The 13,249-nt window shown below is 66.8% G+C and carries 11 protein-coding genes; 6 read left to right on the forward strand and 5 right to left on the reverse strand.

The window, feature by feature from the left end; translation table 11 throughout:
* Positions 1 to 9: 9 nt before the first annotated feature.
* A complete protein-coding gene (locus tag JD276_RS06940; protein ID WP_238560272.1) occupies positions 10 to 774 on the reverse strand; it encodes a M23 family metallopeptidase in 765 nt (254 codons plus the stop codon).
* Positions 775 to 1,206: 432 nt separating this feature from the next.
* Entirely contained in the window at positions 1,207 to 1,665 is a 459-nt protein-coding gene (locus tag JD276_RS06945) for a DUF6153 family protein (RefSeq protein WP_152424142.1), read from the reverse strand.
* Positions 1,666 to 2,453: 788 nt separating this feature from the next.
* On the opposite strand from JD276_RS06945, the gene JD276_RS06950 reads away from it, so the two are divergent.
* The 3 genes from JD276_RS06950 (at position 2,454) to mobF (ending at position 7,829) form a co-directional block, all read left to right on the forward strand.
* Positions 2,454 to 3,062 (forward strand): DUF305 domain-containing protein, encoded by a 609-nt coding sequence (locus JD276_RS06950; protein WP_024356141.1) that lies wholly within the window; start codon positions 2,454 to 2,456, stop codon positions 3,060 to 3,062.
* A 141-nt stretch (positions 3,063 to 3,203) separates the two neighbouring features.
* A complete protein-coding gene (locus JD276_RS06955; RefSeq protein WP_024356140.1) occupies positions 3,204 to 4,085 on the forward strand; it encodes a sialidase family protein in 882 nt (293 codons plus the stop codon).
* A 195-nt stretch (positions 4,086 to 4,280) separates the two neighbouring features.
* On the forward strand, positions 4,281 to 7,829 hold the full coding sequence (gene mobF / locus JD276_RS06960; protein ID WP_193743367.1) for a MobF family relaxase: 3,549 nt from the start codon (positions 4,281 to 4,283) through the stop codon (positions 7,827 to 7,829).
* Between the two features lie 82 nt (positions 7,830 to 7,911).
* On the opposite strand, the gene JD276_RS06965 is transcribed toward mobF, so the two are convergent.
* The gene (locus JD276_RS06965; protein ID WP_017882583.1) at positions 7,912 to 8,109 is read right to left on the reverse strand and encodes a hypothetical protein; all 198 of its coding nucleotides are present in this window, start codon (positions 8,107 to 8,109) and stop codon (positions 7,912 to 7,914) included.
* A 262-nt stretch (positions 8,110 to 8,371) separates the two neighbouring features.
* Here JD276_RS06965 and JD276_RS06970 point away from each other — a divergent pair, with 262 nt between their 5' ends.
* Complete coding sequence (locus tag JD276_RS06970) at positions 8,372 to 8,749, forward strand: hypothetical protein (RefSeq protein WP_017882584.1); 378 nt, start codon at positions 8,372 to 8,374, stop codon at positions 8,747 to 8,749.
* A gap of 449 nt (positions 8,750 to 9,198) precedes the next feature.
* Here the strand turns inward: JD276_RS06970 and JD276_RS06975 are convergent, their stop codons facing one another.
* Both JD276_RS06975 and JD276_RS06980 read right to left on the reverse strand, forming a co-directional pair.
* Positions 9,199 to 9,966, reverse strand: a complete 768-nt coding sequence (locus JD276_RS06975; RefSeq protein WP_200114924.1) for an inositol monophosphatase family protein — start codon at positions 9,964 to 9,966, stop codon at positions 9,199 to 9,201.
* Positions 9,967 to 10,007: 41 nt separating this feature from the next.
* Positions 10,008 to 10,823 (reverse strand): BtpA/SgcQ family protein, encoded by an 816-nt coding sequence (locus JD276_RS06980; protein ID WP_200114925.1) that lies wholly within the window; start codon positions 10,821 to 10,823, stop codon positions 10,008 to 10,010.
* Positions 10,824 to 10,974: 151 nt separating this feature from the next.
* Here JD276_RS06980 and JD276_RS06985 point away from each other — a divergent pair, with 151 nt between their 5' ends.
* Complete coding sequence (locus JD276_RS06985; protein WP_200114926.1) at positions 10,975 to 12,468, forward strand: FGGY-family carbohydrate kinase; 1,494 nt, start codon at positions 10,975 to 10,977, stop codon at positions 12,466 to 12,468.
* Entirely contained in the window at positions 12,465 to 13,238 is a 774-nt protein-coding gene (locus JD276_RS06990; RefSeq protein ID WP_200114927.1) for an SDR family NAD(P)-dependent oxidoreductase, read from the forward strand. Before JD276_RS06985 ends, JD276_RS06990 begins: the two co-directional genes overlap by 4 nt.
* The last annotated feature ends 11 nt before the right edge of the window (positions 13,239 to 13,249 follow it).

Genomic DNA, 13,249 nt, shown 5'->3' on the forward strand with positions numbered 1-13,249 from the left:
GTGCGGGGGTCATTGCGCGTTCGCTTCGATGAAGGGGAGCGGGTCGATCGGCTCACCGTTCAAGCGCAGCGCGAGATGCAAATGCGCACCGAAAGACATACCGGTGTTGCCCACGCGCCCCGCCTCATCGCCGATACTCACCCGATCGCCGACCTGATAGGCATGGGACTCGCCCTCCATGTGGCAGTAGCGACTGGTGAGGTCTTGCCCGTCGACGAGATGCTGCACCTTGAGCGAGAACCCGCAGCCGTCGCTCGCCCAGCCCGCTTCCACGACTACCCCGTCGCCGATAATACGAATCGGGGTGCCGTTGGCGGCAGCGATGTCCTGGGCATCGTGGAACTGCGCCACGGGAGCAGTGCGATATCCGAAACCGTCGGTGAGGGGCATGGTCTGATCGAAGGGGTAGCGCAGCTTCGTATCCGTCAGCTGATCCGGATCGACGAGGCCCTGCTCGGTGTTCACGCGTCGCGGTGCGACGGGGGCGGCCTGAACTTCGACCGCACCGATCGCATTGAACGTCTCGGCGCCGATTGCGGCGGGCGCGCCGACGAGCTGCTGCGCGGGGAGCTCGGCGGCGGCCGCCGCGGACACTGGGGCGAACGGGGCGGGGAAGGCGACGGGGCTCATCATGCCAGCCACGCTCAGCACCGCCGTCGCGGTGGCCATGAGGCTGCGCCGTGCCCGCTGTTGGGGTGGGGTGCCGCCGCCAGTGCCGTCAGTGAGGAAGTCGAACGACGGCATAGGGGTGAGATAGATCTGCTGGCCGTTCACGCGAAGAGCCCTCCGATGACGTAGTAGTTGCCGATCGCGACCGCGATACTCAGGGCGAGGGTGCTGGGAATGAAGACGACGGGGTTCTTGAATGGGTTTCGACGGGTATGCATAACTGTTCCGTGAGTCGGTGGCCAGGGAAGCGAAGGGTTCGAAGCTGCGACAGGGAAGCCGCAGTCACTCGGGCGCATGAGCGACAGGCACACGCACCGGCGGGGTGGGCGTGATCGAACTGCGCGCCTTAGCGAGACGCTTGGAGGACGACGGCCGGGCAGCGACGCGCGCCAGGCACACGCTGCGTGCAGGCCCTCGGCCAGGGTCGGCGTCCGGCCCGGTTGATCCCGGAGAAGGCCGGGCGTCAGTCGATCAGCCGCACCGCTCGTCGCGGCTCAGTGCCGGGGTGCGCGGGCAGGCTCGTGCCGAGATCCTAGTTCAAGTGCGGCTGATCGACAGTGCGAACAACGACGGCGGACGGGCCGCCGGAGGCGCGGGAAGTGCGCGGTTCAGCCAGCCGGCGGACTGTGCGGCGGCGCGGGAGAGACGGAACAGGGCGGGCCTGAGCAGGAAGAGCACTCCGGTCAACAGGGCCAGCATGCACAGCATGAGCATGCTCAGGTGCCCGTGATCAGGAACTGTGCCGTGCGCGCAGCTCGCGTCACAGCCAGCGGACGCTCCGCTCACTGAGCCGTCTAAGGTTAGCGCGTCGGCCGCGCGTACTGTGTCGCTGGCGGTAGCTGTGCCCGCGGGCACGAGCGCGTCGCGCGCTGTAGCGTTGCCGGACAGGGAGTGCATCGCCACCAGGCCAAAGATGAGCATCAGCACGATCGCGAAGACCGTGCCGGCGCTCTGGATAAAGGGGCGCGTGGTCGCACGGTTCACCGCATCTCGCACACCAGCCCCTTTCGTTATGGTTTTGTTACCGTATCATGCTCGCCTGAGCCGTCGCCAGCTGCCCCTCACAGGCATGCCCTGCGATCCTCCTGGGGGTCGCGGCTCCCAGCCTGTGTCTCCCGGAATGCCCTAGCGTAGAACTAGGACGCTCCAGCGATCTGCGGGTGCGGTGCGCGGCAAAGGAGAGGAGGCGGCGATGCTGACCTGTGGTGGAACGCCGCACAGAGACTCGCCTCGCCGACGCCTAGTTTCCTTCAGTCTGCTCGCTCTGGTGCTGGCAGGAATCTTCGGTATGCATGTCCTGAGCAGCTCGGCCGGACACGGCGGCCACGACACGAGATCCCCCGTCGCGCTTATCACGAGCGATCACGAAGCCGCGGATGTCGGCATGGGCGGCAGCTTGGGCACGTTAGCGGGGGCGCACGCATCCGGCACAATGGCCGCACCGGATGTGGCACCGGGAGATGCGCAGTGTCCCAACTCGTGTGAAGATCCGGCGCCTGGTCATGCCGCTCTGATGGTGGGGTGTGTACTCGCTCTGTTGGCGGGCGTCGTGCTGCTACTCATTCCGCTCGTGCTGGAGCACTCCTGGCGCTCCCTCGTCCTCGCGATCCGCTCCCTGCCACTTGCGGGCACTGTGTTGCCGCGACCACGGCCGCCGTCTCTTCTCGTTCTGTCGATCAGTCGCACCTGATTCGCGCCCGCTCCGGCCTCGGCTGGAGCACGGCTGCGCCCTGCCCGGGGCGCGATTCTCTGACTTTGTTGACTGAATGAAAGGACGCATACTGATGCGTATTCGCACGCTTGCGCTGGCTTCGGCCGCGCTGTCCACCGCCCTCCTGCTGGCCGGCTGCTCCCCGAGCGGAACGTCGGACGGGATGGCCGGCATGGATCACGGATCCACCGCTTCTAAGACGCCGACTGAGTCCGCAGCGCAGTTCAATGCAGCCGACCAGATGTTCGTGACGATGATGATCCCGCACCACGAGCAGGCGATCGAGATGGCCGACATGCTGCTCGCCAAGGACGGCATCGACGAACGGGTGGTTGCCCTCGCGCAGCAGATCAAGGACGCCCAGGGGCCCGAGATCAAGACTATGCAGGCCTGGCTCGACAATTGGGGCGTCTCCGCCGATGATTCGTCGACGGGCGGCATGGATCACGGCGGCGGCATGATGTCGGAAGACAGTATGACCGCCTTCGAATCAGCCACCGGAACCGAGGCGACGCGCCTGTTCCTCGAAGGCATGATCGAGCACCACACCGGCGCGATCGAGATGGCCCAGTCCGCCCTCGATGGCGGCAAGAACCCGGACGTGCTCGAGCTTGCGCAGCAGGTCATCGACGACCAGAGCGCAGAGATCACCACGATGCAGGAGCTCCTGAACAGCCTCTGATTCCGGCCTTGACCCGGGTCCCCGCCCACGCAGGAGCGGGGACCCCGCCCGCATCCTCGCAGCTCGCACCGCTCCCCAGTGCCCCCTGCATCCTCTCCGTTGACCGGGCCGCCCGCCCGCGTCCCACAGAAAGATGATCCAATGCCCGCATCTCTCCTCTCCAGCACGCCCCGCCTGCGCGGGCGGCTGCTCGTCACCGCGGCGACGGCTGCCCTCGCCATCGTGCTGACCGGCTGCGCCGCTGTCGCTCCCGCTGCGCCAGCATCCTCGCCACCGCCAACCTTCGGCCATATTCATGCCGTGATCCCAGAAGCCGGGGGAACCCTCCTCGTCGGCACCCATACCGGCCTCTACCGCGTGGACGAGGACGGTGCAGTGGACGGCCCACTCGGCGACTACGACTTCGATCTAATGGGACTCACCGACACCCAAGGCGCGCTGATCGCTTCCGGGCACCCAGGCCTTGAAACCCCGACGGAGCTGGGCTCCCCGAATCTCGGCATTATCCGCAGCGACGACACCGGGAAGAAGTGGCACCCGGTCGCCTTCACCAACGATGAGGACTTCCACGTCCTCACTGCCAGCCCGGACGGTCAGCTCTACGGCATCGGATCAACCAGCCCCGCGCTGCGAGTCAGCAACGACCTGGGGACCACTTGGGAGTCCCGCACCGAGCTCGACGCCGTTGATCTCGCTGTAACCACAGATGGCACGATCTACGCGGCCACCCCTGAGGGCGTGCGCACCAGCACCGACGGCGGGGCATCGTTCACGCCACTCGGAGATGCGCCGCTGCAGTACCTGCTCGAAGCTGCCGGAGACACAGTCGTCGGGGTCGGCACCGACGGACAGATCTGGCAGCGAGTCGGTAAGGGCGAGTGGAAGGCAATCGGATCAGCGACGGGCACCGTCGAAGCATTGGGGCTCTCCCCGGCCGGAGACGTCATCCTCGTCGACGAACGCGGCATCGTTGCACTCGACGACGACGCCACGATCATCCTGCCCGCACTATCGAGCCCCTGACCGATATCGAAGGAGCCCTCACACCCTGAACCTCCAAGCCTCAGCGACTGCTTTCGCACCCCGGTCTCGCCACTCCGACACAGCCTCCTTAGCGCCACATGTGATACCCCTGTTCTGCTGTATACACATAGGCTACGAATCGTAGGCAAAGGCGCGCAGGACTTGGCTTCGCACCTGTCTTCTGTGACGGTCTCGATGCGGGTGATGAGCGCCGGTGACGGCTACAAGTACCTCCTGCGCTCCGTCGTCACCGGCGACTGCGACCGCTCGCTGTCCACACCGCTCACGCGCTACTACGCCGAAGCCGGGACCCCGCCCGGCAGGTGGCTCGGCGCCGGGATCGCGCAGCTTGCCGGCGGTCAGATCACGACCGGCGATGAAGTGTCGGAGGAACAACTGCAGCTCCTCATCGGCATGGGCCGAGATCCCGTGACCGGTGATCCGCTCGGGCAGGCCTACCCGGTCTATTCGACCCCGGTAGAGCGCGTCGACGCACGGGTCGAAGCCCTCGACCCCGAGCTCGGCCCTGCCTCCCGCGCGGAGGCTGTCGCGCAGATCGAGAACGAGGAACGCAAGCGCGGCACCCGGAAGGCGGTCGCAGGCTACGACTACACCTTCTCGTTGCCGAAGTCGGCCTCCGTGCTCTGGGCGGTCGCCGACGCGGGCACGCAAGCGCTGATCGCCGACGCGCATCACGCGGCGATCGCGGAAGTGATCGAGTTCATGGAACGCGAAGTCGCTGCCACGCGTGTCGGCTCGACCGGCGCCGACGGCGGCGCGGTCGCCCAGGTCGATACCTTCGGGCTCGCCGCGACCGCCTACGACCACTACGACTCCCGCGCGAACGACCCGCACCTGCACACGCACGTGGTGGTCTCTAACAAAGTGCGCACGGTGCTTGATGGGAAGTGGCGGTCGCTCGACGGCCGCCCTATGCACGCCGCCACGGTCGCGCTCTCCGAGTTGCACGAGGCGGTCATCGCCGACCATCTCACCCGGCTTCTCGGCGTCGAGTGGGAGGCACGCGAGCGGGGCCGGGGCCGGAACCCGGCATGGGCGATCGCGACGGTCCCGGAAGACCTCGTGCTCGAGTTCTCGACCCGCTCGTATCAGATCGATTCGGAGAAGGATCGCCTGATCGCCGAGTACGTGCAGCGGCATGGGCGGCAGCCGTCGGCGGCGACGGTCATCAAGCTCCGCGCTCAGGCCACGCTCACGACCCGGCCAGAGAAGAAAGTGCGCTCGCTCGCCGACCTCACGACCGAATGGCGCAAGCGCGCCACCAGGAAGCTCGGCCGGGATGCCGGCGAGTGGGCGCGCGAGGCGATCCCGGCGGGGATGATGCGGGTGCTGCGGGCGGATGACGTGCCGCTCGATGAGATCGAAGCGATCGCGCTCTCCGTGGTCGAGGCCGTTGGGGCGAAGCGGTCGACCTGGCACCGCTGGAACCTCACCGCCGAGGCCGCACGGCAGACGATGGGGTATCGGTTCGCGACGACTCGGGATCGGGAAGCCGTCAGCGGCATGGTCGTCGATGCGGCCGAGCGCGCCTCGCTGCGCCTCACCCCACCCGAACTCGCCTCCACCCCGGCACGGTTCCAGCGCCCGGACGGCACCTCGGCGTTCCGGCCCCGCCACTCGACCCTTTACTCCTCGACCGAACTCCTGGAAGCGGAAGCACGGCTCTTGAAACGCTCCCGCACCCTGACTGGGCCGACGCTGCCGCTCGCGGTGATCGAGCGCGTCACGGCCGCCCCGGATCGGGACGGGCGGATGCTTGGCCCAGACCAGGCCGACGCCCTCACCAAGATCGCCATATCGGGGCGAGTGCTCGACATGCTGGTCGGCCCCGCCGGCACCGGGAAAACCACCGCTATGAACGCACTCCGCCGCGCGTGGGAAGCCGAGCACGGGGCGGGGTCGGTGGTGGGGTTGGCGCCGTCGGTGGTCGCGGCGGAAGTCCTAGCCGACGACCTCGGCATCAAGACGGAGAACACCGCACGATGGTGGACGCTCCACAACCTGGGCCGGGTGTCATTCCGGGCAGGGCAGCTCGTCATCATCGATGAAGCCAGCCTCGCAGGCACCCTCTCACTCGACCGCATCACCAAGATCGCCGAAGAAGCCGGCGCGAAAGTCCTGCTCGTCGGCGACTACTCCCAGCTCCAAGCCGTCGAAGCCGCCGGCGCCTTTGGGCTCCTCGCGGGTGACCGCGACGACACCCCGGAGCTGTCCACGATCTACCGGTTCACGAACGAGTGGGAGAAGATCGCATCCCTCGGGCTCCGCCTCGGCCAAACCGATGTGATCGACACCTACCAGGATGCGGGCCGGATCGCCGGCGGCGATACCGAGGATGTGACCGCCCTGGCGTATGAGGCGTGGCGTGCCGACCGGGAGGCGGGGGTCGCGTCGATCCTCGTCACCGATTCCAGCGAATCCATGACCGCGCTGAACCTCCGCGCCCGCACCGAGCTGATCCTCGCGGGGGTCGTGCAGCCGATCCGTGGTGAAGTCGCCCTCGACGGCGGCGCGACCGCCGCGGTCGGGGATGTCGTCATCACGCGGGATAACCGCCGGGATCTCCGCTCACGGTCGGCGTGGGTGCAGAACGGGAACCGGTGGACCATCACCCGTGTGCGGCGCGACGGCTCCGTGACGATCCGGCCCGCCGCCCAGGATCGGGGCGGGTCGATCGTGCTGCCCGCCGACTACGTCGCCGAGCACCTCGACCTCGGCTACGCCGTCACCGCCTACCGCGCCCAGGGCGTCACCGTTGACACTTCGCATGTGCTGGTCGAGCCGTCGATGACCAGGGAGAACCTGTACGTCGCCATGACTCGCGGCAGGGACGGGAACTACGCCTACGTCGCCGTCGACACCCCAGACGACGCGCACCGGCACCCGCACGAAGCCTCGGATGTGGAGGAGGCCGCACGGCGGGTGCTGTTCGGGGTGCTCAATCATTCCGGTGCGGAGCTGTCGGCGCACGAGACGACCGAGCGGGAGCAGGAGAAGTGGGGGTCGATCCGGCAGCTCGCCGCGGAGTACGAGACCATCGCCACCGAAGCTCAACACGACCGCTGGGCCACCCTCATACGTGCATCTGGCCTCACCACCGCCCAAGTAGGCGCCGTGCTCGACTCCGATACTTTCGACGCCCTCGTCGCTGAACTCCGCCGGGCCGAGGCGAACCATCACGACGTTGACCGGCTTCTCCCACGCCTGGTGAGGGCTCGGGGCTTCGATGACGCCGACGACATCGCCTCCGTCCTGCACTGGCGACTCGCCACCGCCACCGAACACCCTGCCAGCAGCGGGCGCGCGGCGCAGGTGCCGAGGTTGATTGCGGGGCTGATCCCCGTCGCTGGCGGCATCACGGAACCGGATATGCGGCAGGCGCTCGCGGAACGGCATCAGCTCATCGAACAACGCGCCGCGGCCATCGCTGAGCAAGCCGCGGCAGATGGTGCGCCGTGGGTGCGGGCGCTCGGGGCGCGGCCGGATGATCCACGCAAGCAGGAGGCCTGGGTACGGTATGCGCGCACGGTCGCCGCGTACCGTGACCGATACGGCATTACGAGTGACGATGCTCTCGGGCCGGCTCCGGATGGGCTCGCGCAGAAGATCGACCAGGCCCGCGCCACGCAAGCGATCCAACGCGCGCGAGCACTCACGACTCAGCGGGCGCGCCCGAAGGCCGCGTCGAACGCGCTCACCAGACGGGGCGCACGGTCACTCTGATGAAATGCCCGCACATTATCGGCGGGTGCATGACAAAGGCGAGAGCGCCGTTCAGGTGCCCCCGCCTGTATCGGGAGCAGTGCTATTCGGGCAGCTGCGAGGTGGACAGCACAAGTCGGTATGCCTCGGTGTTCTCGTCGCCGTAGTCAACGACATCTTCCAGCGTCATGATGTTGCGCACGTGCTCGATGGCCTCTGCCTGGGTCATCGGCGGTTCGTCGCCCCAGTCGTTCTGGTTCTGATCAGCGGTGACGATCGCTGCCGCTTCTTGGAAGTCCATCGTCGCATCTCCACGCTCGGTCTGTTCGGTGATGTGTCTTCAGCGCAACGTAGCGCCTCCTACTGGGTGCGCTCTCGTCTTCACCATCGCCAGGCGGCGGCCAGTGACGAGGGTTCCGCTTCCGCGCTGGCCGACGTACAGTGGAGGCGTAGGCAGTCTCTACAAAACGTTCGCCGCTATCGGATGTAGTGGCACGGCCACCCGGGAACGGGAAGCCCTTTTCAAATGACTCACTGCCGAGTGATCTGAAAGGGCTGTCCTCATGCTCTCGACCATCTTCTCCGGCGTCGTCCGCTGCTACTACTTCCTCGCGAGGTACGCACCCGGCCCTCGGCTCATCTCTCGCATCCTCCGTCGCGACGGATTGAAGTGGGGCACGCCCGCGATGCTCGTCGCCGCCCCGTACTACTTCCTCGCGAACTTCCTCAAAGGGCTCATCGAGCAAGGCGGTGACGCCTGGCTCAGCTTGCCGATGCTGTGGTGCCTCGTCATGGGAACCGTGTTCCTCGTGCTCGGGCCGGTCAGCCTTCTTAAGCTAGCGAAGGCTCGCATACTAGAAGCTGTGCAGGCACGCCGCGGCGACCGCAAGAAGGGCGTCCCTGCGACAAAGAACCCCGCGCCCGCGAGCAATGACGAGTAAACTTCGTAGTGTGTCACCGGTTCGCTCAGGCGAACGGAACCAGGTTCCGACGCGAGTGGCACGCAGGTGGCATACAGGTAGTGACGGGCTCAGAAAACCGCATGATTCCGCGCCTCTTGTCAAAACTGGGACTTCTAGGAGCCAGGTAGTGCCGCTAGCCCGAAAGGGCTGATGCGAGGCCCGGAGCGGTCTGCTCAATCTCCTTATCCAGCGGATCGCATACAGGCTAAGCAAAGCGGAGGCGCTCGCCAGCCCGGGTGCTGGTGCTGACCCCGAAGGCTCCAGCCGCGAGCGTCGCGGCGGTCAGACCATGAGTGCGCGTCGAACAGGCGCTCGACTCGTTCACGGAGAGCGAGCAGCGGCGTCTCGCCGAACTGCTCACCAAGCTCGCCAATGCGTGGCCGCGGTGAGGGCCGAGTGGCCGGAGCTGGCGGAATCCGGACGCGCTGTCAGCGGAAGTCGGGGCCGAAGTAGGCGAGGATCCCGCCGCGGTGCTGTGCGGGGCGTTCGACCGAAGCGCCGGCCTCCTCCGCGATGAGTGCGGCGGCAGCCCAGTCGAACTCGTAGAGATCGCTCTCGAGGAAGGCGTCGACCGAGCCGTCGGCCACTGCGCACAGACCGAGCGCAGCAGAGCCGAGACTGCGCATATCGTCGAAATGATCCATGTAGTGGCTCAGGTCTGCGAGTTGCGTCGTGCGAACGGAGGAATCGTAGGAGAGACCCGTTCCGAGCAGACGGGTCCCAGCATCCGGGGCGGGGCCGCTCAGGCGTTCGACCCGGCCGCCGAATTTCACCCATGCGCCCTGGCCCCGGGCCGCGAAGTACTCCTTGCTCAGCTCGGGAGCGTGCACCGCTCCTGCGAGCCACTCGCCTGTTGCGGTCGACTGCACCGCGACCGAGGTGGCGTAGAAGGGGAGTCCCTTGACCTTGTTGGTCGTGCCGTCGAGCGGATCGATGCTCCAGCGCAGTGAGGCGTCGGGGGCTCCCGCGTCGTCGAGTTCTTCTCCCACGACCCGGTCGTGGGGTCGCGCCTCGAGCAGGAACTCTCGGACCCGTCGTTCTGCGGCGACATCGAGCTGAGTCACGATATCGCCCGGCGCACCTTTGGTGACGACGCTGTCCCGCGGCAGCGGTCGACCGATCACATGTGCTCCCGCTTCGGCTGCGTGTCGCGCGAGGTCGAGGAGTTCGGTGACGGTGGGAAGCGGCGCTGTCATGGGGATGCTTTCTGCTCGAAGACTATCGGTCGTCGTCTCCGTCAGAGAGACTTCCGGAAGTCGTCGGCCGCCGCCACGAGCTCGCGAACACGAGTGCCGTCGACCTCGTTCTCGAAGATCCCGTCCTTCTTGAAGTAGGTGCCGACGACGGCACCGTCGGCCACGGCGAGTTGATCCGCGACATTGTGCGCCCGCACGCCGGTGTTGACGAATACCGGCACGTCGCCCGCGGCGGTCTTGGCGATCGACAGCGTCTGAGTGTCGGTGGGTGCACCCGCGGTGAGACCCGAGACGCAGAGCGCGTCGGGCAGCGTGGCGAAGACGGTGGAGCGCGTGAGGGATTCGAGATCGCGCTCGGCGAGATACTTGGCCGACTCGGGAACGATGTTGAAGAGCAGCTTCACGTGATCCGCGCCGATGCGGTGGCGGTGGCGGGCGACCTCGCCGACGTTGGTGTTCCAGAGCCCGAAGTCGCTGGCGTACACGCCGGTGAAGATCTCGCGCACGTACTGCGCGCCGGTCGCCATGGCGAGATCGATCGACGCGCGCCCGTCCCAGAGCACGTTCACGCCGTACGGAATCGTGATCTCGTCCACGAGCTCACCGATGACGCGGGCCATCGAGACCGCTGTGATCGGCTCGGTCTTCGTGAGGTAGGGCAGGCTGAACTCGTTGGAGATGAGGATCCCGTCCACTCCTCCGTCTTGCAGCGCGTGAAGCTCGCGGCGGGCGCGCTCCACGACCTTCTGCATGCCCGCCGCGCTGTCGTAGAGCGTGTCGCCCGGCAGCGGAGACAGATGCAGCATCGCGATCACGGGCTTGGGCTTGTCGAAGGCGTCCTTGAGCCAGCTGGTCATGGTGATTCCTCTCTCGGGGCGTGTGGGGAAGTGTCTTCGGGTGGAACAAATATGTTGTGATTTAACGTCTTTACAGGATGAATGAGAACTTGTAACATAATCAAAACACGTACGGTGTGAGAAAGCAACAATGAGGTTCTAGGCTCTCCATATGACTGCACAGAAGCGATACACGATCGGCATCGATGTCGGTACGACGGGAACAAAGGTCGTGCTGCTCGATCCAGACGGCGCGCTGCTCGCGCAGGAGGGCCGCGACTGCGAGCTGTTCTCGCAGCGCTCCGGATTCGCGGAGGCTGACCCTGGCCAGTGGCTCAACAACATCGCGAGTGCGATCCCGGTGCTGCTGAAGACCGCCGGTGTTGCACCCGCCGAGATCGCGGCGATCGCCACCACCGGCATGGTGCCGGCTCTCGTGCTGGTCGATGGCGAGAGACGGGCCGTGCGGCGCGCGATCCTGCAGAACGACGCCCGTGCGACGGCGCAGCTCAGCGAACTCGGTGAAGCTTACCGGGGGCTCGACGTCGTCGGCACCACGGGATCCGCGCTCACGCAGCAGTCGATCGCTCCGACCCTGATGTGGTTGCGGGAGCACGAGCCGGATGCCCTGAGGAAAGCCGAGATCGTCATGGGCTCCTATGACTGGGTCCTGTACTCGCTCGGGGCCGAAGCTCACGTCGAGCAGAACTGGGCGCTCGAATCGGGGCTGTTCGAGATCGACGGGCGGTTCTTCTCACCCGCCTTCGAACACGCTCGCATCGAGCCGGAGCTCGTGCCTCCGCCGCGTTCCCCCGGCACCGTCGTCGGAGAGCTGTCGGCGAACGGTGCGCGACTGACCGGGCTGGTGGCGGGTGTGCAACTCGTCGTCGGCGGCGCGGATCACGTGTTGAGCGCGTTCGCGGCCGGCGTCGATGAGGCCGGCAGCTTCCTCGTGAAGCTCGGCGGGGCGGGTGACATCCTCGCGGCGTCCAACACGCCGGTCGTCGATCCCCGGCTCTATCTCGACGCGCACCCCGTACCCGGGCTGTGGCTGCCGAACGGATGCATGGCGACCAGCGGCAGCCTGATCCGGTGGTATCAATCGCTCGTCGGCGGTGCCGAGCTCATGCGGCTCGATGCCGAGGCGGCGGAGCGCGAGCCCGCCGAGATCCTGTGCCTGCCCTACTTCCTGGGGGAGAAGAGCCCGCTCCACGACCCCGATCTGCGCGGTGCCTTCATCGGGATGCATCTCGGGCACACCCGCGCGGATCTGTACCGCTCGGTTCTCGAGGGCATCGCGTTCGGATTCCGCCACCACGTGGAGGTCTTCGCGGAGATCGGCATGCCCGTGCACAGAGCGATGGTCACGAACGGCGGCAGCAAATCGGTGCTGTGGAAGCAGATCCACGCCGATGTGCTCGGGATCCCGATGCATCCCGTTCTCGATCATCCCGGGGCATCCCTCGGAGCCGCGATCATCGCTGCCATCGGCGCTGGAGTGCTGCCCGACTGGGCGGCGGCCTCGCGCTTCCTGCAGCTCGGGCCGGTCGTCGAGCCGAACCCCGACACGCTGGACCGCTATTCGGATGCCTACGCCGAGTGGAGACGCTCAGCCGATGTGCTCACCCCTGTTTCCCACCACCTCTCACGAAGGGCTCTCTCATGACCAATGCAGCAGTGATCACCGGCGGCGGCTCCGGCATCGGCAGGGCTATCGCCACCCGCCTCGCGGAGCGCGGGTGGCAGGTCGTCGTCACCGATATCGACCTCTCGGCCGCCGAGGCCACTGCGGCCTCCCTCCCCGCGGTTCAGGCCGGACCGCATGAGGCGGCTCGACTCAATGTCACGGATGCGGCGGGAGCGGCAGGTCTCGCGGAGGACGTCTCCGCGCGGCTCGGCCTCGGCGCCTGGGTGAACAACGCCGGAATCTCCTTCATGCAGGCCTTCGTCGACGTATCGGAGGAGGACTACGACCGGACGCTCGACATCAACCTGAAGGGGGTATTCATCTGCGGTCAGGCTGCTGCGCGAGCGATGATCGCGGCAGGTCGCGGAGGGCAGATCGTGAACACGGCCTCGATGGCGGGCAAGCAGGGACGGGTGCCGTTCCTCGCCGACTACGTGGCCAGCAAGTTCGGTGTCGTGGGTCTCACACAGGCGATGGCCTACGAACTCGGACCGTCGGGCATCCGGGTGAACTCGGTGTGTCCGGGTTTCGTCAAGACTCCGATGCAGGATCGGGAACTCGAGTGGGAGGCCTCCCTCCGCGGCGTGCGGCCTCAGGACGTGCAGCAGCTCATGCTCGATGAGACGCCGCTCGGGAGGCTGCAGACGGCCGAGGACATCGCGAAGGTGGTCGGCTTCCTGCTCTCGGACGATGCCGACGCCGTGACTGGAGAAGCGCTCGCCGTCAACGGCGGGGCGTACATGGATTGAACGCAGAGCCG

This window comes from Leucobacter chromiisoli (genome assembly GCF_016522505.1).
Taxonomy (GTDB): domain Bacteria; phylum Actinomycetota; class Actinomycetes; order Actinomycetales; family Microbacteriaceae; genus Leucobacter; species Leucobacter chromiisoli.